Source organism: Pseudomonas sp. LBUM1679 (assembly GCF_059695565.1).
In genome coordinates, this window is record NZ_CP166774.1 from 6,833,979 (window position 1) to 6,854,966 (window position 20,988).

Genomic DNA, 20,988 nt, shown 5'->3' on the forward strand with positions numbered 1-20,988 from the left:
GAATGTTGTTTCCCATGACTGAGCCATCCCCACCGCGCCCGCAACTGGTTTACCTGGCTTTCGGCGCCGAGACCTACCATCAGGAAGCGTTGTTCAGCATCGCCAGCGCCCTGGCCTGGCTGCGTGAGACGCCCCACGCAGAGCTCGACATCCAGGTATTCAGCGACAATCCCCAGCCCTACGCGCGACTGCCGGTACGCGTGCGCATGCTCGACGAGGCTACCCGCCAACGCTGGAACGCACCCCACGATTATCATTTTCGAGCCAAGCATGTCGCCTTGCGCAGGGTGCTCGAAGAGTCGCCAGTCGCCCTGCTGATCGACACCGACACGTTCTTTCATCGCTCACCGGTCGAATTGTTCGATCGCGTGCAACCCGGCACCCTGCTGTGCAACGACTACTACACCCGATACGGCACCAATAAAGAAAATGTGCTCTACAGTGCACTGTCGACCACGCTCAGGGACAGAGGCCTGGCAGACGATCAGATGATGCTGCTCAACTCCGGCGTGATCGGTCTGCATCAGCAGGACGCTCAAGTGCTTGACCACTCCATTGCCCTGATCGACGAATTGTTTCCCATGACACGCGGGGCTTATACCCTTGAGGAGTTCTGCCTGTCGGTCGCGGCCTATCGCAGGATGCAGGTCAAAAAGTGCCCGGACCTGATCCATCACTACTGGAGCCGCAAGCAACTGTTCAGGGCCAAGGTCAAAGCCTGGGTTGCCAAACACGCCAGGCACCCGACCAGTCAGGCGGCACTGGATGACACTCGCCGGGTGACGATGCACCTGCCGCGACCGCCTCGGACCCAGCGAATGCTCTACAAGCTCATCACCCTGGCATTGCCCGCCCATCTGCGTCAGTTCATCCGCGAAATCCTCTACGGCTGCTATGAACACCCCAACGAGTTCGACCAGGCTTGCGGACCGGTGTGGTGGGAAAAGGCATTGCAGAACCAGGAAGAACGCCTGGGCAAGCCGGTCACTCAGCACTTGCTCGAACGCTGGTTCGACAGGGAACTGGTACGGCTGATCCTGGGCAGCCGATGCAAAGCCATCCACGACCACTTGCTCAATTCATCTTACAAATAGAGACCTTGCGCACAATTCCCTGACAGTCAGCGTTAAACAGGCATGCCAGCGCTTCTCATTAAGCCTTGAGAGTACTAACCTCAGGCCATGCCCCTTATCTCCCAGTTGCTGACAGTCATGCTTTTTACTTGCCTGAGCTTTACTGCCCGGGGCGAGAAACTGCGCATTGTCACCGAACCCTGGGCGCCTTACGTGTATGAAGAAAATGGCAAAGCCCTGGGCCTGGACTACGAAACCACGGCAATTGTCTTCAAGCGCCTGGGGATAGAAGTCGACTGGCAGTTCCTGCCGTGGAAACGCTGCCTGTCCATGCTCGAACAAGGTCAGGCGGACGGCGCGCTGGATATCTTCCACAGCGAAGAACGCGACGCGACCCTCCTCTACCCCGGCGAACCCCTCTCGGAAGTCGAGTTCGTGATGTTCTATGCCAACGCACGGCCCCATCCGTTTCGGACCCTGGAAGAATTGCGTGGCCTGACCGTCGGCACCTCGCCGGGTTATCTGTACAGCGAGGATTTTCGCGAATCGTCGCTATTCACCCGGGAACCGGCGCCGAGTCATGAAGCCAACTTCGGCAAACTGGTGCGCGGGCGGATCGATCTGCTGATTACTGACCGCCGGGTCGGCCAGCATTTGCTCGACGAGCTGAACATTCGCGACAAGATCACCGAAAACCCGGTCGTCATCAGCCAGCAAAGCCAGTTCCTGGCGGTGCGTCGCAACGCGGGCATGGACTTGCTGGTACAGCGCTTCGGCGCCGAGCTCAAGCGCTTCAAGCGCGAACCCGCCTACGCGGAATTGAGCGCCCGCTATAGTGCCAACCCGGCAACGGGCGCGAAGGCCGCCGGGGCCGCGGTCATGACCCGCAAAACCGTTGAGCAGCAGGAAAGCGGCGCGCAGTGATTGCTCTGTTATACTCCGGCCTTCCCGCCAGGCTCACGCCCGGACGCTCGGACTCGTTCAAGGCATCTCGATCCCGCTACAGCGCAGCTTTCAGCCCGCGCGAGCGCTCCAGATGAGCCTTCGAGGCCCAGCAGGACCGGACGGGATTGCGTCCCCTTAAACGCCATTCGCGCCAGGCAAGACTCCCATTGGGCCAAGCCCTAACTAGAACAGGATTACTCATGTCCTTTGCTTCCCTCGGTCTCTCCGAGGCTTTAGTCCGCGCCATCGAGGCAGCGGGCTATACCGAGCCTACTCCGGTGCAACAGCGGGCCATTCCCGCCGTGTTGCAAGGTCGCGACCTGATGGTCGCGGCACAGACAGGTACTGGTAAAACCGGCGGCTTCGCCCTTCCGATCCTGGAGCGGTTGTTCCCCAACGGTCATCCGGACAAGTCCCAACGCCACGGCCCGCGTCAACCGCGCGTCCTGGTCCTGACCCCTACTCGCGAACTCGCGGCTCAAGTGCACGAAAGCTTCAAGGTCTATGCCCGTGACCTGAAGTTCGTCAGTGCCTGCATCTTCGGCGGCGTTGGCATGAACCCGCAGGTTCAGGCCATGTCCCGCGGTGTCGACGTGCTGGTGGCCTGCCCTGGCCGTCTGCTCGACCTCGCCGGCCAAGGCAGCGTCGATTTGTCCCACGTGGAAATCCTCGTGCTGGACGAAGCCGACCGCATGCTCGACATGGGCTTTGTCCATGACGTGAAAAAGGTCCTGGCCCGTCTGCCGAGCAAACGTCAGAACCTGTTGTTCTCGGCGACCTTCTCCAAAGACATCACCGACCTCGCCGGCAAGCTGCTGCACAACCCGGAACGCATCGAAGTCACGCCGCCGAACACCACGGTCGAGCGTATCGAACAGCGCGTATTCCGTCTGCCTGCCAACCACAAGCGTTCGCTGCTGGCGCACCTGATCACCGCCGGCGCCTGGGAACAGGTCCTGGTGTTCACCCGCACCAAGCACGGCGCCAACCGCCTGGCCGAATACCTGGACAAACACGGTCTCACCGCCGTCGCCATCCACGGTAACAAGAGCCAGAACGCCCGCACCAAAGCCCTGGCCGACTTCAAGGCCGGTGAAGTGCGCATCCTGGTCGCCACCGACATCGCGGCTCGCGGCCTGGACATCGACCAGTTGCCCCACGTGGTCAACTTCGAACTGCCGAACGTCGACGAAGACTATGTGCACCGTATCGGCCGTACTGGCCGTGCCGGTCGTTCGGGCGAGGCGATCTCGCTCGTCGCTCCGGACGAAGAAAAGCTGCTGAAAAGCATCGAGCGCATGACCAAGCAGAAGATTGCCGACGGCAACCTGATGGGCTTCGACTCCAGCGCTGTAGAAGCCGAAAAACCAGAAGTCCGCGAGCGTCCGGATGTGCGTAACCCGCGCAACCCACGTGGCCCGCGCGGCGACGGTCCGAACGGCACTGGCGGTGGCGGCGGTCGTAAAGACAAGGGCAAGGACAAGGGCGGCAAGGAAAAACCGGCGGCCACTGGCCGCGGCGAGCGTCCGGCCCGTGAACACAAGCCACGCGAAGGCACCCCGGCCCGCGAACAGCAGCGTCCGGCCCCTCGCGCCGCCGCTGATCGTGCTCCGGACGAGTTCCTGGACGACGATGTCGATAACTTCGGTAACCGCGTCGACTACGTGCCACAGGCCAAGCCTGCTCAGGGCCGTGGTCGCCGTCCGGGTGCTCCGGCACAGGGCGCGGCAGCTGGCACTGGCACTGGCACTGGCGCTCCGCGCGGCGGCAAGCCACAAGGTCGCCCGAGCGGTCCGCGCAGCAGCGACGGCGCTACCACCGGTACGCCACCGGCCAAGCGCAGCGGCCCGCGCAATGGCGCTCCACGTGACGGCCAGGCCCGTCGCGAAGAGTCCCGCAACCGCCGCCCAGCCCGCAGCGACGATCAGCCGCTTTCGGAACCGGCCGTGCAAAACCCCCGCGGTCCGGCACCGAAGATCATTCACAAGGAGTCGAAAACCGATCGTTTCCCGACACCTGAACAACTTGATCAACTGCCAGGCCGTCCGCGTGGTGAGAAACCAGCGTTGCTGACCCGCAACCGCTGATATATCGCTGCAATAAAAAATGCCCCGGATCTCGCGATCCGGGGCATTTTTGTTTTCCGGGATAGGCAAAAATCCTCAACTGACCAAAGAATCCCTGTGGGAGCGAGCTTGCTCGCGATGACGTACTGTCAGTCACATCCATTCTGAGTGTGATGACCCCATCGCGAGCAAGCTCGCTCCCACAGGGGACTTGTGGTGTGACTGAAGTTTATGTTCGGCAATAAAAAAACGCCCCCGATCGCGAGATCGGGGGCGTTTTTGTGTCAGGCGCGAATATTACTTCGCTTTGACACCTTCAAACGAAACATACAGCTCGACCGCATCGGACGTTGGGCCCAGGTCTTTCTGCTTGCCGAAGTCCGAACGCTTGATGCTGGTGGTACCTTCGAAGCCAGCACGGTAGCCGCCCCATGGATCCTTGCCTTCACCCAGGAAAGTGGCCTTGACCACGACTGGCTTGGTCACGCCAAGGATGGTCAGGTCGCCAGTCACGTCGGCAGTGTCTTTGCCAGCGGCGTTTTTGCCGGTGGATTTGACGCTGGTGGAGACGAACTTGGCTTTAGACCCGTTCAGGAAGTCTTTACTGGCGATGTGCTTGTCGCGCTCGGCATGGTTGGTGAACACGCTGGCGGTATTCACGTTGAACTCGATCTTGCTGTCTTCCGGCTTGGCCGCGTCGAAGCTGAACTTGCCGTCGATATCCTTGAAGGTACCGGTGATGTAGCTGTAGCCCAGGTGGCTGATCTTGAAGTCGACGAAGGCGTGCTGGCCTTCCTTGTCGACAACGTAGTCAGCAGCCATTACGTTTGCGGACAGCAGAGCAGAACCGATTGCCAGAGCGGCGAGGGTCTTTTTCAACATGCTTTCTATTCCTTTGGAGTCGAGGTTGAACTTCAAGCTTTGCGGCCCAGCATTCGCATCAGGGTCGCATCACGATCGATAAAGTGGTGCTTCAATGCTGCCAACGCATGGAGACCGGAAAAAATTACCAGCACCCATGCCAGATAGAAATGAATCACACCGGCGGTGTCTGCCTGGTCCGGTAGTCCGGACACCAGAGCAGGAACTTCGAACAGGCCAAACACCGGAATCCCGACACCGTCTGCGGTGGAAATCAGGTAACCGGCAATCATCACGGCAAACAGGCTGAGGTAGAGGAACCCATGGCCGAACGTGGCGCCAATGCGCGTCATTCGGCTGTAGCTTTGCAGTGCCGGCGGCGGTGGGCTGATAAAGCGCCATAGCACCCGTAGAACCATGACGGCAAACAGCACCAGACCAATGCTCTTGTGCAGGTCCGGCGCGTCTTTGCGCCAGGTGCTGTAGTAGTCGAGACCGACCATCCACAAGCCCAACGCAAACAGACCGAAGACCGCCAGCGCCACACCCCAGTGCATGAACACGCTGATCCAACCGTAGCGCGAAGAAGAGTTACGTAGCTGCATTGCCCAAATCCTGTGAGAACTGCGACCAAGACTATCGAGTTATCTATCGATTTAAAGCGGAAAATTTCGCTTTGAAATATCGAGAAATACGATCAAGAGTCTGAGATAGGTGAGTTAAGGAAAGATTAAAGACAATTTTGTGGCTGGATGTGAAAACTAATCCACCCCTCAAACCGGCCCGCCGTAGCGAGGGAGCTTGCTCTTGCTGGGCTGCAAGCGGCCCCAATTCAGCTGGACCGCATCCGAACGGGGCGGTGCGGCGTGCCGACAAGCCCCCTCGCCACAGGTTACGGCGTTTACTTTATTCCTTTCCTTAAGACGAAAAAACGCGGCATCACTGCCGCGTTTCGCTGATTCCATGGCTTGTTGCGCCTTGATTACCTACTCATTCAAGAGCTTTTGAAGAGTGGTGGCGGCTGCAAGCAATCAGGCTTGTACGGGTCCATCTGGCATTTGTGGGTCAGTTCAAGGCTGTGTCCTTGAAGAACTGGACGACCATCTACACAGCCAGATACGGCTATCAATATTATTATTGCTGCCAGTGCTTTCATAATGCTCTCCAGTTTTTTTGAATATAGAGCTTAAGGTCAGGCGCTATCTATCATTTCGATCTGATTCCTTTGTGGGAAGCTTCTGATATATCGCTGAGGCGTGTAGGACCGGGACCAGTTTTTCCGCCGGGGTTTTGGCCGGCGCTTTTTTGGCAGGCTCAGTATTCACCGATCCAGAGAACTTCATCGCAGTCGATTCCATTTCTGTTACACGCAAACCTGCGATGAATATTTTTAAGACACGCAATACATATGTATGGCCATTTCCATATTTAAACTTGATTCAATGAGCGCTCAATCCTTCATTGATTAAGGTGAAAAACATGGCTATTTCTTACACCCCATTTCAAGCAAGTGGCACCCCGGTTCTGCCTCCTAATCAAACGATGTCACCGGGACAGTATCTTATGTCCGAAAACGGGCGATTCCAATTGGTATTACAGGCTGATGGAAATTTGGTCATTACGGATGGCGGCGCTGTAGTCTGGGTTGCAGATGACAACCAGATTCATAGCAAAACTTTGTATCCGAAAAGAATGCGTGAGCCTTTGCAGTTTGTGATAAGCAACAGTGGTTTTCTTTATGATCCGTCAAGAAGGCGTTTATGGATTGCTGAAAGCACTCACAGCAGGGACAAATCGCTTTGGTACAACACCTGTATGACAATGCAAGATGATGGGAATGTGGTCATTTACGATCAGCGCACGGGAAATCTGTGTTGGGCCCGCTTTGGCTTCGTGCCTGGTCGGTTTGCAAAGGCAACGAATAAATTTCTCAAAGAACTACCAGACGGTACGAAGATTCACACATGGTATTTTTCATTGGGCCCACTCTAACTATAGAAAATCATGGCTGTGCGGATCTATCTGGCATTTGCGGGCCAATTCAACGCTATAATTTTTTGATCATTGGACGACCATCTATGCAGCCAGATACGGCTATCAATATTATTATTGCTGCCAGTGCTTTCATAATGTTCTCCAGTTTTTGAAGAACATAAAATTTAAGGTCAGGCGCTATCAATCATTTCTTTCTGATACTTTTGTGGGACGCATCTGATATATCGCCGAGGCGTGTAGGACCGGGACGTGGATGGTGCGACTCCAACGCACTGCGCAGGCAAAACCGGATGTTACATGCTTGATAAATGAGCAAAAAAAAGCGCGGCCCTTAAGCCGCGCTTTTTTTACGCCTGAACGTTACTGAGCCTTGGTCTCAGTGGTCGCCGCCGGTTTGGCCGCTGGCTTCTTCGCCAATTCAGCCTTTTTCGTCGGTGCCTTGGCCGGGGCTTTTTTTGCCTCGGTCTTGGCTGCCGGTTTCTTCGCCGGGGCTTTCTTGACAGGTTCGACCTTCACCGGCGCCACAGCTTTCGGCGCTTCAACCGGTGCTGGCGCAGGGGTCGGAGCTGGCGCTGGAGCCGGTGCCGGAGCAACCGGAGCTACTGGTTCAGGCGCCTTGACCGGTGCTGGCTTGTCATCCGAGCCACCAAACAGGTTGCTGAAGAAGTTGCCCTTCTTCGCCGCCACCGCGCCGGCTGCCACAGCGGTCGCCGCCGGAACCACCTTCGCAGGCTCGAAGGATTTGCCAGCCGCCAGGTCTTCAACTTGACTGGCCGCCCGCTGGCCGGTACGCAGCGCGCCTTCCAGCGTGCCCGGGTACAAGGTGTCCGTGTGTTCGCCAGCGAACGTTACACGCTGAATCGGACGCTCCCACAGGCGCCAGTACTTGCTGATCTGTCCCGGACCAAAGGCCAGGTAAGCGCCGCCCATCGACGGGTCGGTGCTGTAGCGACGGATTTCATAACCGGTGAACGAACCGCGCGCCTGTGGATAAAAAGCGTGCAGGCGGATCAATACCTGATCGGCCATCTGCTTGTCGCCGAAGGCCTGCATCACCCGCGCGTTGTCGCCGGACAGGTTGATCACCACGTTGGCGCCACCCTTCAGCGCCGGCTCGACCCACAACATGCCCAGACCGGTGTTGCTGTAGATTTCGCCGGACATACGCGCCTTGCTTTCCCACACCGGCGTCTTGAACTTCAGCAGGATCTGGTCGCGCCAGCCGTAGTTGGTACCCTTGATCGCGGCCATGTGCTGCGCATCCAGCGCCGGGGTCATCTGGATCTTGTTCAGGGCGCGCAACGGCACGGCCACGACGACGTAGTCAGCCTGATAACCGACGCTGCCGACTTTGACGGTCACGCCGTCCTTGTCCTGGATAATGGCCGAGACCGGAGCGCTGGTCTTGATGGTTTTCAGTTGTTTGACGAAGGCCTGGGCCAATACCGGGCTGCCACCGAGCAGGCGCGAAGCGCGCAGGTCACGGTCGGAGACGCCCCGATACACCCGGCTCTGCTGTGCGAAGTACAGCAGCGACAGGCGCGAAGGTTCGTCATAGCGGGTACGAATCTGCTGGTTCACCAGCTGACGGGCGGTCGCTGGCAACGTCAGTCGATCGAGCCAGTTGGAGACGTTGATCTGATCCAGGGCGTGCAACGTGTTGTTTGCCGCCGGATTCTGTGGATCTTCGATCGAACGCGCCAGATCGTCCAGGGTCTTCTCGTAGCGCTTGAGCGCTTCGGCCGTGGTCGGGTCCTTGGTGGCCAGATCGGCCGCGCTGTAATACACGCCGTCGATCAAATAGCCCGGCGTGCGCACGAACTCAGGGGCCGGCGTGATGCCCAGCTTGAAAGTCGAAACGTATTTGTTCAGCACCGGCTGAGTCTTGTCGTTGCCGATCCACTCGCTGGTCGCCATGCCCGAGCGGCCGCCCAGGCTCGGCTTGGCTTCCAGCAACGTGACCTGCCAGCCTTTGTTCTGCAGCTCATACGCAGCCGTGAGGCCCGCCAGGCCGCCGCCGATCACGATCGCCGTTTTATCCTTGGCCAGCGCAGACACGCTGAACAGCCCCAACATCACCAGCGCACAGGCGCGCAGCCAACCAGCAGACATTCAGAGAACTCCGAAAATACACAAGGAAATAGCGGTTTTACGAGTCAGACGACCCAAAGAACCGCGAAGAATACGTTAGCTATCAAAAGGCCGCCAGTGACGTCTTTCGTCCTATATAAAGTAGCTCAAACGGCGCAATGGGTTGTTCCGGGGACGCGCATTGCATAGGCTTGCGCGATTGTATGTCCGCAGATGTCACGGACCGCCTCGAGGAGACTGAACATGGGCTTGAATAATCAGTGGATGCAACGCGATCTCGCGGTGTTGTGGCATCCCTGCACCCAGATGAAAGATCACGAGCAACTGCCGCTGATCCCGATCAAGCGCGGTGAAGGCGTGTGGCTGGAAGACTTCGAGGGCAAACGTTACCTCGACGCCGTCAGCTCCTGGTGGGTCAACGTATTCGGCCACGCCAACCCGCGAATCAACCAGCGCATCAAGGACCAGGTCGATCAACTGGAACACGTGATCCTCGCCGGTTTCAGCCATCAGCCAGTGATCGAGCTGTCCGAGCGCCTGGTGAAGATGACGCCGGAGGGCCTGACGCGGTGCTTCTACGCCGATAACGGCTCATCCTGCATCGAAGTCGCGCTGAAAATGAGCTTTCACTATTGGCTCAACCGCGGCGCGCCTGCCAAGAAGCGCTTTGTCACCCTGACCAACAGCTACCACGGCGAAACCATGGCGGCGATGTCGGTGGGCGATGTGCCGCTGTTCACCGAGACCTACAAGGCGCTGCTGCTGGACACCATCAAGGTGCCGAGCCCGGATTGCTACCTTCGGCCGGAGGGCATGAGCTGGGAAGAACACTCGCGCAACATGTTTGCCGCAATGGAGCAGACCCTGGCCGAGAACCACGACACTGTCGCTGCGGTGATTGTCGAACCGCTGATCCAGGGCGCCGGTGGCATGCGCATGTACCATCCGGTGTACCTCAAATTGCTGCGCGAAGCCTGCGATCGCTATGGCGTGCACCTGATCCATGACGAAATCGCCGTCGGCTTCGGCCGCACCGGGACGATGTTCGCCTGCGAGCAGGCCGGCATCCGTCCGGACTTCCTCTGCCTGTCCAAGGCCCTGACCGGCGGTTACCTGCCGCTGGCGGCCTGCGTCACCACTGAAGATGTCTACAGCGCGTTCTACGACGACTACCCGACCCTACGCGCCTTCCTGCATTCCCACAGCTACACCGGCAACCCGCTGGCGTGCGCGGCGGCATTGGCGACGCTGGATATCTTCGAAGAAGACAACGTCATCGAGAACAACAAGGCGTTGGCCCAGCGCATGAAGTCCGCGACCGCGCACCTGGCCGATCACCCGAACGTGTCCGAAGTGCGTCAGACCGGCATGGTGCTGGCAATCGAGATGGTCAAGGACAAGGCCACCAAGGAAGCTTATCCGTGGCAGGAGCGGCGTGGTTTGAAGGTGTTCCAGCATGCGCTGGAGCGTGGTGCCTTGCTTCGACCGCTGGGCAGCGTGGTGTATTTCCTGCCACCCTACGTGATCACGCCGGAGCAGATCGATTTTCTGGCTGAAGTGGCCAGCGAAGGGATCGACATTGCTACCCGTGACAGCGTCAGCGTTTCGGTGCCGAAGGACTTTCATCCGGGTTTCCGTGATCCGGGTTGATTGATTTCATCCGCAATCCTGTGGGGACTGGAAGTCCGCTTTCGCTGCGGTGCGGCGATCCGACAAGCCAGCTCCTACAGGTGAGTGTCGTGCACAACATTTTCGGTAACCATAAATCCGTGTAGGAGCTGGCTTGCCAGCGATAAGGTCGGCACGACCTTCAGACGATCACACCTTTTTTCCAGAGAACCCGCATGAGACTGTCCCGCTTCTTTATCGACGCCCCCCTGAGCACCGGCGAGCACGAGCTGCCCGAGGCGCAGGCCCATTACATCAGCCGCGTGCTGCGCATGGCCGAGGGCGATGCGTTGCAACTGTTCGATGGCTCGGGCCACGAGTTTCGCGCCACACTGGTAGAGGTCGGCAAGAAGCGCGTGGTGGTGCAGATCGATGAAAGTTTCAGCGGACAAGTCGAGTCACCGCTGCAGATCCATCTCGGCCAGGGCCTGTCCCGTGGCGAGCGGATGGACTGGGCGATCCAGAAAGCCACCGAACTGGGCGTGACTGAAATCACCCCGATCTTCAGCGACCGCTGCGAAGTCCGGCTCAAGGACGAGCGCGCCGACAAGCGCCTGATGCACTGGCGCCAGGTTGCGATCAGCGCGTGCGAGCAGTGCGGGCGCTCACGGGTGCCGGTGATTCACCCGCCGCTGCTGTTGGCGGATTGGTTGAAACAGACCGAGGCAGAATTGAAGCTGGTGTTGCATCCGGTGGCCGAGCCGTTGGTCAGTCATGCGAAGCCTGCGACTTTGGCGTTTCTGATCGGGCCGGAGGGCGGGTTGTCGGATGCTGAGGTTGATCAGGCGCAGTCGGCCGGGTTCCATGCCGCCCGCCTCGGTCCTCGGGTGTTGCGCACCGAGACCGCGCCGGTGGTGGCATTGGCGGTGGCCCAGCAGCTTTGGGGTGATTTCTAAATCTTAAAAGATCGCAGCCTGCGGCAGCTCCTACATGAGATCGCATTCCCCTGTAGGAGCTGCCGAAGGCTGCGATCTTTTGATCTTCTGCTCACAAGACATAAAACATAATCGCCACAAAGTGCAGCACACTCCCGGCAATCACAAACAGATGCCAGATCCCATGCGCATGCCGCAGCCGATGGTCCAGGGCAAAAAAAACAATCCCCACGGTGTACAACACCCCACCCGACGCCAGCCAGGCAAACCCGGTGCTGCCCAGCGCCGAGAGCAGGGGCTTGACCGCCACCAGCACGATCCAGCCCATCACCGCATAGATCACGATCGACAGGATCCGCGCTTCCGAACGCGGCTTGATCTCTTGCAGGATGCCGATCAGCGCCAGCCCCCAGACAATGCCGAACAACGTCCAGCCCCAGGGCCCGCGCAGGGTCACCAGGCAGAACGGCGTGTAGCTGCCGGCGATCAGCAGGTAGATCGAAAAGTGATCGACCTTCTGCATGATTTCTTTCTTGCGTCCGCGCACGCTGTGGTAAACGGTCGACGCGCTGTAGAGCACGAGCAAGGTGAACCCATAGATCGCCACACTGACGATCTTCCACGGGCTGCCATCCATACCGGCGATCACCAGCATCCACACCACGCCGACACACGCCGCTACCGCGCCGACCAAATGCGTCCAGGCGTTCAATCTTTCCCCGTGATACATGTGTTGCTCACCTCGAAATTAGTTGCAACATCGCGCAAGGCTCAGGCCTTGAGACTAAAAGCGCAATGTTTCAGCACGCAAATCCCCCGTAGGAGCTGTCGAGTGAAACGAGGCTGCGATCTCTTGATCTTCAGCCTGTTCAAGGACACGGAAAATCAAGATCAAAAGATCGCAGCCTTCGGCAGCTCCTACAAAGGGCAGCAAGCGTGAGCCTCGGGAATTGGGCACAATCGAGCCATTCGAATAAGAGTCTGCATCATGCTGATCGACGAAGAGTTGACCCTGAAAAAACTCGAGGTGTTCCTGGCCTTCATGCGCACCGGCAACCTGGCACGGGCTGCCGCCGAATTGCAGACCAGCAATGTCAGCGTGCACCGGGCAATCCATTCCCTGGAAAACGCCCTGCGCTGCCCGCTGTTCAAGCACGAAGGCCGCAACCTGACACCGCTGGAAAGCGCTTATGTGCTGGAAGAGCGAGCGCAGAAGCTGATTCAGGACGTGCTCGAAAGCGTGCGCCTGACCCGCGAAGCCGCAGGGTTCTCTGCCGAGCGCTTCAAGCTCGGCTCGCTGTATTCGCTGACGGTGAAGACCGTGCCCCAATTGATCATGGGCCTGAAGATCCGGCGCAGCGAGCTCAACATCGACCTGATCCTCGGCTCGAACTTCGACCTGTTGTACAAGCTCAAGAACATGGAGGTCGATGCGATCCTGGTGTCCCTGGACGAGAGCATCAACGACCCGGATTGCGAGCAGATCCCGCTGTTTTCCGACGATATCTTTCTGGCCACACCGGCGGACTCGAAGTTCGCCCAACGAACCGAAGTGGATCTGGCCGAAGTGCGCGACGAGACGTTCATTACCCTGACCCAAGGCTTCGCCACGCATCAGGACGGGAAACGGGTCTTCCAGCAGGCGGGGTTCGAGCCCAAGGTGGCGATGCAGGTCAACGACATCTTCACCTTGCTGAGCATGGTCAGTTCGGGGGTGGGTTACGCGTTGTTGCCGGGCCGGATCGCGGCGGTGTATGAGAACCGGGTGAAGCTGATTCCGTTGCAGGAAAAGTATCGGTTGCAGCAACACATTGGCGTGGTGTTTCTGAAGGCCAAGGAGCGCGATCCGAATTTACTGGCGCTGTTGGCGGAGTGTCGGATGTATGCCAATCGCCAGCCTTAGGACCGCGCCGCTCCCATCGCGAGCAAGCTCGCTCCCACATTAGATCGCCATGTTGTTGAGGATGTGTGAATCACCACACATCCCCTGTGGGAGCGAGCTTGCTCGCGATGGCGTCGGTACAGGCAGCAACTATCTGGCGGGCTAGCCCATGATCCCGCGAACGATGAAGTACAACAACGAAGGCCCGAGCAAGCATCCCAGCCCGGTATGAAAGGTCGCGGTCAACGCGCCATAAGGCACCAACCGCCGATCCGTCGCCGCCAGCCCGGCCGTCACACCGCTCACCGTCCCGGCCAGCCCACCGAACACCATCGCCGAGCGCGGGTTATCAAGCCCCATCCAGCGCGCCGCCATCGGTGTACCCACCATCACAAAAATCGCCTTGATCAACCCGGTAGCAATCGACAGCGCCATCACATCCGAGCTGGCACCAATCGCCGCTCCGGTCACCGGCCCGACGATGTAGGTCACCGCGCCAGCACCGATGGTGGTCATGCTCACCGCATCGCGATAACCGAACGCCCAGGCAATGCTCGCCCCGACAATGAACGGCAGAATCGTGCCCAGCAGCAACGCAATCACACCGATCAATCCGGCTTTTTTCGCTTCGGTGGCCTGCACTTCAAAGGCCGTGGCCACGATCGCAAAGTCCCGCAGCATCGCACCGCCCATCAAACCGATACCGGAAAACAGGGTCAAATCCGCCAGACCTTTTTGCCCGCCGGTCAGGGTGCCGCCGACCCAGGCCAGCACCAGCCCGATCACGATGGCGATCGCCGAACCATGGATGCGTCCGAACGTCAGTCGCTTGGACAACACCACCGACACCCACATGATCACGCCAACAAAGGCAAACGCCGTCACCAGACCGTTATGTTCCAGCCCTTTCTCGATGAGATCCCACATATCAGCGGCCTCCAACGGGTGCGCCAACCGGCGTTATGTCTGCTGGCTCATCGGGCAAGGGTTCGCCTTTATGAGTACGGCTGATCAAGGCAATGGTGCAGCCGCAGATCACCACGGAGCCGATCGCTGCCAGCACCGCCACCGGACCGCCGTGCAAGGCGGTGACGACGTTCTGTTGCGCCGCCATCGCGACCACCACTGGAATGTACATCGCGCCCCAGAAGCCGACGCCCAGCTCGCAATCCCTGGTCATGCCGCCCCGTTTTTGCATCCACAACCGGGCACAGATCAGCAGGATCATCGCGATCCCGACGCCGCCGACGTTGGACTTCACACCTAGCAACACGCCGAGCATGTCACCCATGATCACCCCTGCCAGCGTACAGATCGCCAACAGCGCCACACCGTAAATAATCATTGTTGTAGTCCTCAAAGTGCATCGTCGAATGTTGTTTTTGTTGTTCGAAGGCCTGAGTCGTGTTCTAGGGTTGGCGGCTTCCCTCCTCACGCAACAACGCCTGCAAGGTATCGAGCCGCGCACCGTCGAAGGCAATCACGGTGCCCTGCTCGAACACCCGGCGCGCCAGCCCGGTGAGCACGGTACCGGGCGGCAATTCGATCTGTAGCCGTACACCGCGCTCGTAGGCGCTTTGTACCGTGCCCCGCCAATCCACCACGCGGCACATGTTGAAAGCCAGGTCATCGCGCAACGCCTCGATGTTGGTCACCGGCCGCGCGCGGCTGCCGCTCAGATAGCCCGGCGCTGGTGTTTTCAACTGCACGTTGGCGAAGGCTTCCGCCAGGGTTTTTGCGGGCGCATCCAACAGTGGACAATGTGACGGCACGCTCACGGCCAGACGTTTGGCCAGTCCCGCACCGCAGCCTTTTGCCAGCCCGGCCACCGCTTTCATGGCGCAGTCGCTGCCGGCGATGACCACTTGGTTGTCGGCGTTGATATTGGCCAGATAAACCGGCGTATCAGCGCTGTGAACCTGCGCCAGCAACCCTTCGACCATGGCCAGCTCCAGACCGATGATCGCGGTCATGCCGTAGCCCTGTGGATAAGCCTGCTGCATCAGTTCACCGCGCAGGCTGACCAGGTGCAGCGCATCGCTGAAACCCAAGGCACCGGCCACCACCGCCGCCGGATAGGCACCGATGGACAATCCGGCGACGTAATCCGCCGGCACCGACAACTGTCGTGAAGCTGCCACTCCAGCGATCAGCAGGCAAAGCTGAACCGCTCGAGTCGACTTCAAGGCTTGTGCACAATCCAGAAGCAATACGTCTTCGCCGAGGGCTTCACTCGCCTCGTCCACCGTTTCCCGAGGCAACTGATGGAGCATGCCCGGCTGCTGCGCGCCCTGACCGGGGAACACCAGCAGACTGCTCACGCTGCTTGCTCCCGGGAATTCCAGGGATCAATCACCAGGCAGGCCTGGCGCGCATTTTTCAGCAACACCCGACGTGCCGGGCTGGCCCATTCGCGCAAGGCGACAGCGCCGAAAGGCGTCTGCAACTGCATGTCCACCAGACACGCAGCGCTGTCGAGAAGACTCACCAGTGCCTGCGCCCGGGTACGGCTCAGCGGTTGCGGTGTGCGCAGGATCAGGTCGAGGTCGCTGTGCTCGTGCAATGCCGCAAAGCCGCTGGCCAACTCGAACCCGGCGCTGCCACTGACGCCCCAGACCCAACCACAGCCATCGAGCCGCGGACGCAGTAGATCAAGGGCACGCACGGCGGGTAACGCCCGATCAATCGAGACATGACAAAGCGCTTCCGGCTGCACCCGACGCTGGATCGCATCGATCGCCATCGACGTTGCATACCGCTGCTCGCGCAACCGCCCCCGCACCCCGACCGCGATTCGACCCGTTGCGCTCAACGCACGCCGAACCACCACCGGCTGACCCGCGCCGATCGACTCGGTCACCCACGACGGTGCGTCCGCTGGCAGCTGCTCCGGGGTCATCCCCCAGAGCAAGTCGTGGGCCAGAAACGTGCTCACCACTGCGCCCTCAACAGCTGCCGAACCTTGCTCGATGCCGCGCGGTTGCTCGCGCCCAAGCGGCTGCTCAGATCACGACCGGTGGCAGCGACATCGCCAATCGCCTGGCTCAGGCATTCAGTCACCCGGGTCAGATCTGCCGCGGTCGGCTGCTCGATCTGCTCCACCGACAGGGTCTCCCAGAGCAAACCCAGGCTGGCATAGCTGTCGATGTCATACGCCATCGGCGGCACGCTGGCGGCCAGGGCTTCGAGTTCTTCGACACTGCGCAAGGTCACCCGCGCCGCCGACGCCTTGCCCATCGCATGCACCATCACCCCCGGATCACGCAGGGCGATCAGCCGATTGGCCTGATAACCGTGAGCCAGAAACGCCCCGGACATGGCCTTGCCCACCAGCAAGCCGATCACGGCGTGGCCGGCCAGGCGCGCACGGGCATAACTGTCTGCCGCCCCGGCCAATGCCTGATGAATGCCGAGCGCTTCTTCGCGTCGGCCGTAAGCCTGACTGGGCACATCGACGATGGCGATCAAGGCGCGTTTGTGCGGTTGATCCAGATCGGCTGCGATCGCTTCATCCACAGCCTTGGCCAGGCCCCAACCTTCCAGCAGACCCACCTCGCCGTTGCGGGCGCGGACGAAGCGGTTATCGGGATCAGCGACCACGGCGATGAATCGAACGGATCGATCACCCAGAACACCATCGGCAACCTTCAAGGAAGCAGGCAAACCCTCGACCGGTTTCGCGCCTGCACTCAAGGCATTGAACCAGTGCAAGCCCCTCAGGGAATACGAACTCATGAGCGTTCTCCTTGATACAGATCGCGAACCGTCGCCGGCTCGATTTGCGGCTCGGCATCCAGGCGGGCCAACCGTTGCAGGAACAGTTCGGCCTGACGGCTGCGTTGTTGCTCAGGCAAGCCCTTTTGCAGCAACTGGCTGACGTGCGCCTGAATCTGCGCCACATCGTCGGCGACAAAACCATCGGCCAGGCCACTGGCAAATCGCTGCTCGCCACCGGTCAGGCTCCAGATGAACGGACGGTCGCGGGAGTCGTACTCCTCAAGCCCGGCTTCCTGTTCGATCACTTGCGGACCGTTCAGACCGAGCCGTGCTTCCTGAGTCACCAGCAAATAACTGCACAACCCGGCGGCAATCGACATCCCGCCGAAGCAACCGACACTGCCGGCTACGACGCCGATCACCGGCTGGTACTGGCGCAGATCGACAATCGCGGCATGAATATCGGCAATCGCCGCCAACCCGAGGTTGGCCTCCTGCAAGCGCACGCCGCCGGTTTCCAGGAGCAACACGGCGCGGGTGGGAATGCCGTTGCGGTTGTCTTCGGCGGCCAGTTCCAGTGCGCCGGCAATCTTCGCCCCGCCGACTTCACCGAGGCTGCCGCCCTGGAATGCACCTTCAATCGCGGCGATCACCACCGGCAAACCTGCGATGCTGCCCTTGGCGATCACCACGCCGTCATCGGCTTGCGGCACTACGCCCTGGCGCGAAAGCCACGGCGACATGACGCGTTGGAACGGGTCGAGCAACTCGCGGAAGGTGCCGGCGTCGAGCAGAGCCTTGGCTCGTTGCCGCGCGCCGAGTTCGACGAAGCTGCGTCTTTGCAGGTATGGCTGTAGAAGCGCTGCGCTGTCACTCATGGCCGATCTCCTCGAAGCCTTGTTCCAGACGCAAGCGCACCACACCCGGCGTCGCGCCGAAGTCATGGATGTCGATGGCCATCGCCGGTGGTGTCTGACCGTCGAACATCCGCGCGAACAGATGCTGCCAGCGTTGTTCGCTGCCGTTGACCGAGGTCTGCACCTGGATCGTCAGCTTGCCGGCCTGGCCCGGTTCGATCAGCACTTCCAGATCGCCCGAGCCGACACAGCCCACCACCGTACGACCGCGTGGCGGCTGCCCGGCGGCGAATTCAAAGGATAAGGTTTCCATCAGAAAGCTCCCTGGATGATGCTGTCGCCAGACTCGATACGGTCGAGGAACAGACAGGCTGCGAGCAAGTCCGCAGCGCCGCCAGGCGAAGCGTTCAACGCGATTAATTGTTGGTCCAGTTGATGCAAGCGGCGGCGGCCGGTGAGGCTGGCGCTGCCACCTGCGTCAAGCACCGCTTGGGCGCCGAGTTGCATGGTGTGCAAGCCCGTTTCGCCTGCGCGGTAGAGCACGCAGGTATCGGCCAGGCTGCTCATGATCGCCAGCAAGGCATCGAGCCGGGCGTTCTGTTCGCCATGGCCGGCAGCACGGCTGTGTTTGAGTTGCGGCAGCGCCCGTTGAATCACCGCCGGAAAACCCAGCTGCGCTTCTTCACGAGCACCGCGCGCGCCGTAACGTTGGGCGACTAGCGCGCCGTGGCTGAGCGGATGCGGCGCATAACGGTCGTCGAGTAATGCCAGGCGTGCGGCGCGTAAAGCAATCGCGCCTGGGGCAGTGGATTCGGGTTCCAGCGCGGCGGCAGTGACCAACAAGCCCAAGGCCCAGATCGCCCCGCGATGAGTATTCACGCCGCTGGTGGTGGCGAGCATCGCTTGCTCCCCTTCCCGACCGATCCGCCCGATGGCTTCACGCAGCGGCAAACCGACCTCGCCAAACTCGACGGCCGCTTGCGCCATTTCCTTGAACGCCGGCCACAGCGACAGCGCCGAAGCGTGCATCAGCCCCAGGTGCAAATCGGTATGAGCGCCATTGCCGCGACGGTCGACCAGCGCCGGTTTTGGCGACAGGTCGGCTTCGTCGATCAGCGCGTCCACCGCCAGGTCCGCCAGCCGTTCGGCCAGTGACAGAGGTTTGGGTTGCAGGTTGAATGCGTGCATTACCAGCTCCTGAATTTGGCGGGCGGGTTGTACAGGCCACCGGACCACTCGACCAGGTCGGCCACGCTTTTGGCGGCGAGCAATTCGCGGGTGGCGTCGGTGCGGCGGATGCCGAGGTCTTCGGGCAAGGCGATCAGGCCTTCACGGCGCATGCGCGCGGTGTCTTTCGGGTTGTGGCGCAGGCCGATGACCGTCACCCCGGCGACGGCGGCAATCATTGCCTGGCGTTCTTCAAGGGACCGAGCCTTGTACAGATAGGCGATGCCTTCTTCGGTCAGCAGGTGCGTGACGTCATCGCCGTAGATCATGATCGGCGCCAGCGGCATGCCGCTTTTCCTGGCCACCTCCACGGCGTCGAGGGTCTCGACGAAGGTCGGTTTGCCACCCTCCTGGAAGGTCTCGACCATTTGCACCACCAGTTTTTTGCCGCGTTCGAGCAATGCTTCGGGCGCATCGTCGTGACGCATGTCGAGCCAGGCCGGCGTGCCGTGGCGACGACCGCGCGGGTCGTGGCCCATGTTTGGCGCACCGCCGAAACCGGCCAGGCGGCCGCGGGTCACGGTGGAGGAATGCCCGTCACCATCGACTTGCAGGGTCGCGCCGATGAACAGGTCCACCGCGTATTGCCCCGCCAGTTGGCAGAACATCCGGTTGGAACGCAGGGAACCATCGCGACCGGTGAAGAATACGTCTGGCCTGGCCGCGATGTAGTTTTCCATCCCCAGTTCGGTGCCGAAGCAATGCACGCTTTCGACCCAGCCGCTTTCAATCGCGGGGATCAAGGTCGGGTGGGGGTTGAGGGTCCAGTTGCGGCAGATCTTGCCCTTCAGGCCGAGGGATTCACCGTAGGTGGGCAGGATCAGTTCGATGGCGGCGGTGTTGAAACCGATGCCGTGGTTGAGGGATTGCACCTTGTGCTTTTCGTAGATCCCGCGGATCGCCATCATCGCCATCAGCACGTGAACGGGCTTGATGTGCCGTGGATCACGGGTAAACAGCGGTTCGATGTAGAACGGCTTGTCGGCCACCACCACGAAGTCGACCCAGGATGCCGGAATGTCGACCCGCGGCAGTTCACTGACATCGTCCACCAACTGATTGACCTGGACGATGACAATGCCGTCGCTGAAGGCGGCGGGTTCGATCAATGCCGGGGTGTCTTCGGTGCTCGGGCCGGTGTAGATATTGCCGGCGCGGTCGGCCATGAAACCGGCCGAGAGGACGACGTTGGGAATCAGGTCCACCACCAGCCGCGCATAGAGTTCGATGTAGGTGTGGATCGCACCGATTTCCAGCAGGCCGTCTTCGAGCAACTGGCTGATGCGCAGGCTCTGGGTGCCGGCAAAGGAGAAGTCGAGCTTGCGGGCGATGCCGCGTTCGAACAGGTCCAGATGCTCGGCGCGACCGACACTGGGCATGATCATGTGCAGGTCGTGTAGCTTGCCAGGGTCAGCCTTGGCCAAGGAGCGCGAGAGGAAATCCGCCTGCTTCTGGTTGTTGCCCTCCAGCACCACACGGTCGCCGGGCAGGATCAATGCCTCCAGCGCCGCAACGATTTTATCGGTGGGCAACACCACACCGTCGGCCAGACCCCGCACCAGCGCAAGACGCCGCTGCTTTTCGCTGCGCCGCCGCGTCCATCGCGAGTCGGGGGATATTGTTGTTGTCATGACCACTCCACGGGTTCGCTGTCGTGGGAGTCACCTTAGGAGTGTTGGGTGGGGGCATCAATCAAGCACAGTGGTGGATCGTTACGGTCACCGTAATGGT

The 20,988-nt window shown here is 60.3% G+C and carries 20 protein-coding genes; 7 read left to right on the forward strand and 13 right to left on the reverse strand.

The features are described from left to right. Positions 1 to 14 precede the first annotated feature (14 nt). From ACA062_RS31270 to rhlE2, 3 genes are all read left to right on the forward strand, one after another. A complete protein-coding gene (locus ACA062_RS31270) occupies positions 15 to 1,094 on the forward strand; it encodes a hypothetical protein (RefSeq protein WP_497454410.1) in 1,080 nt (359 codons plus the stop codon). Between the two features lie 87 nt (positions 1,095 to 1,181). After that, on the forward strand, positions 1,182 to 1,997 hold the full coding sequence (locus ACA062_RS31275) for a substrate-binding periplasmic protein (protein WP_497454411.1): 816 nt from the start codon (positions 1,182 to 1,184) through the stop codon (positions 1,995 to 1,997). 221 nt (positions 1,998 to 2,218) lie between these two features. Next, on the forward strand, positions 2,219 to 4,105 hold the full coding sequence (gene rhlE2 / locus ACA062_RS31280) for an RNA helicase RhlE2 (RefSeq protein ID WP_497454412.1): 1,887 nt from the start codon (positions 2,219 to 2,221) through the stop codon (positions 4,103 to 4,105). A gap of 276 nt (positions 4,106 to 4,381) precedes the next feature. Here the strand turns inward: rhlE2 and ACA062_RS31285 are convergent, their stop codons facing one another. Together ACA062_RS31285 and ACA062_RS31290 are read right to left on the reverse strand one after the other, a co-directional pair. After that, the gene (locus ACA062_RS31285; RefSeq protein ID WP_497454413.1) at positions 4,382 to 4,966 is read right to left on the reverse strand and encodes a YceI family protein; all 585 of its coding nucleotides are present in this window, start codon (positions 4,964 to 4,966) and stop codon (positions 4,382 to 4,384) included. A gap of 32 nt (positions 4,967 to 4,998) precedes the next feature. Then, a complete protein-coding gene (locus ACA062_RS31290; protein ID WP_497454414.1) occupies positions 4,999 to 5,550 on the reverse strand; it encodes a cytochrome b in 552 nt (183 codons plus the stop codon). A gap of 874 nt (positions 5,551 to 6,424) precedes the next feature. Here ACA062_RS31290 and llpB point away from each other — a divergent pair. Next, positions 6,425 to 6,937 carry a lectin-like bacteriocin LlpB gene (llpB, locus tag ACA062_RS31295; RefSeq protein WP_497454415.1) on the forward strand — a complete coding sequence of 171 codons (513 nt, stop codon included), beginning with the start codon at positions 6,425 to 6,427 and terminating at the stop codon, positions 6,935 to 6,937. Between the two features lie 363 nt (positions 6,938 to 7,300). Here the strand turns inward: llpB and ACA062_RS31300 are convergent, their stop codons facing one another. Then, positions 7,301 to 9,052: a flavin monoamine oxidase family protein gene (locus ACA062_RS31300; RefSeq protein WP_497454416.1), complete on the reverse strand. Its 1,752-nt coding sequence runs from the start codon at positions 9,050 to 9,052 to the stop codon at positions 7,301 to 7,303. 222 nt (positions 9,053 to 9,274) lie between these two features. Between ACA062_RS31300 and ACA062_RS31305 the strand changes: the two genes are divergently transcribed. Beyond that, positions 9,275 to 10,681, forward strand: a complete 1,407-nt coding sequence (locus ACA062_RS31305) for an adenosylmethionine--8-amino-7-oxononanoate transaminase (RefSeq protein WP_497454417.1) — start codon at positions 9,275 to 9,277, stop codon at positions 10,679 to 10,681. A gap of 194 nt (positions 10,682 to 10,875) precedes the next feature. Continuing rightward, positions 10,876 to 11,595: a 16S rRNA (uracil(1498)-N(3))-methyltransferase gene (locus ACA062_RS31310; protein WP_497454418.1), complete on the forward strand. Its 720-nt coding sequence runs from the start codon at positions 10,876 to 10,878 to the stop codon at positions 11,593 to 11,595. Between the two features lie 91 nt (positions 11,596 to 11,686). Here ACA062_RS31310 and trhA read toward each other — a convergent pair whose 3' ends face one another. Beyond that, positions 11,687 to 12,304 (reverse strand): PAQR family membrane homeostasis protein TrhA, encoded by a 618-nt coding sequence (trhA, locus tag ACA062_RS31315; protein WP_497454419.1) that lies wholly within the window; start codon positions 12,302 to 12,304, stop codon positions 11,687 to 11,689. 258 nt (positions 12,305 to 12,562) lie between these two features. On the opposite strand from trhA, the gene ACA062_RS31320 reads away from it, so the two are divergent. Then, the gene (locus ACA062_RS31320; protein ID WP_497454420.1) at positions 12,563 to 13,477 is read left to right on the forward strand and encodes a LysR family transcriptional regulator; all 915 of its coding nucleotides are present in this window, start codon (positions 12,563 to 12,565) and stop codon (positions 13,475 to 13,477) included. 141 nt (positions 13,478 to 13,618) lie between these two features. On the opposite strand, the gene madM is transcribed toward ACA062_RS31320, so the two are convergent. The 9 genes from madM to mdcA form a co-directional block, all read right to left on the reverse strand. Continuing rightward, positions 13,619 to 14,383: a malonate transporter subunit MadM gene (gene madM, locus ACA062_RS31325; protein WP_497454421.1), complete on the reverse strand. Its 765-nt coding sequence runs from the start codon at positions 14,381 to 14,383 to the stop codon at positions 13,619 to 13,621. A 1-nt stretch (position 14,384) separates the two neighbouring features. Further along, the gene (gene madL / locus ACA062_RS31330; protein ID WP_497454422.1) at positions 14,385 to 14,801 is read right to left on the reverse strand and encodes a malonate transporter subunit MadL; all 417 of its coding nucleotides are present in this window, start codon (positions 14,799 to 14,801) and stop codon (positions 14,385 to 14,387) included. A gap of 64 nt (positions 14,802 to 14,865) precedes the next feature. Further along, positions 14,866 to 15,777 carry a malonate decarboxylase subunit epsilon gene (gene mdcH, locus ACA062_RS31335; RefSeq protein ID WP_497454423.1) on the reverse strand — a complete coding sequence of 304 codons (912 nt, stop codon included), beginning with the start codon at positions 15,775 to 15,777 and terminating at the stop codon, positions 14,866 to 14,868. Next, positions 15,774 to 16,394 carry a malonate decarboxylase holo-ACP synthase gene (locus ACA062_RS31340; protein ID WP_497454424.1) on the reverse strand — a complete coding sequence of 207 codons (621 nt, stop codon included), beginning with the start codon at positions 16,392 to 16,394 and terminating at the stop codon, positions 15,774 to 15,776. Before ACA062_RS31340 ends, mdcH begins: the two co-directional genes overlap by 4 nt. Next, positions 16,388 to 17,191 carry a biotin-independent malonate decarboxylase subunit gamma gene (mdcE, locus tag ACA062_RS31345; protein WP_497454425.1) on the reverse strand — a complete coding sequence of 268 codons (804 nt, stop codon included), beginning with the start codon at positions 17,189 to 17,191 and terminating at the stop codon, positions 16,388 to 16,390. The genes ACA062_RS31340 and mdcE overlap by 7 nt, the downstream gene beginning before the upstream one ends. Continuing rightward, entirely contained in the window at positions 17,188 to 18,051 is an 864-nt protein-coding gene (locus ACA062_RS31350; protein WP_497454426.1) for a biotin-independent malonate decarboxylase subunit beta, read from the reverse strand. The genes mdcE and ACA062_RS31350 overlap by 4 nt, the downstream gene beginning before the upstream one ends. Then, positions 18,044 to 18,343 (reverse strand): malonate decarboxylase subunit delta, encoded by a 300-nt coding sequence (locus tag ACA062_RS31355; RefSeq protein WP_497454427.1) that lies wholly within the window; start codon positions 18,341 to 18,343, stop codon positions 18,044 to 18,046. The genes ACA062_RS31350 and ACA062_RS31355 overlap by 8 nt, the downstream gene beginning before the upstream one ends. Continuing rightward, positions 18,343 to 19,218 (reverse strand): triphosphoribosyl-dephospho-CoA synthase, encoded by an 876-nt coding sequence (locus ACA062_RS31360; RefSeq protein WP_497454428.1) that lies wholly within the window; start codon positions 19,216 to 19,218, stop codon positions 18,343 to 18,345. Before ACA062_RS31360 ends, ACA062_RS31355 begins: the two co-directional genes overlap by 1 nt. Continuing rightward, positions 19,218 to 20,888, reverse strand: a complete 1,671-nt coding sequence (mdcA, locus tag ACA062_RS31365) for a malonate decarboxylase subunit alpha (protein ID WP_497454429.1) — start codon at positions 20,886 to 20,888, stop codon at positions 19,218 to 19,220. Before mdcA ends, ACA062_RS31360 begins: the two co-directional genes overlap by 1 nt. Between the last annotated feature and the right edge of the window lie 100 nt (positions 20,889 to 20,988).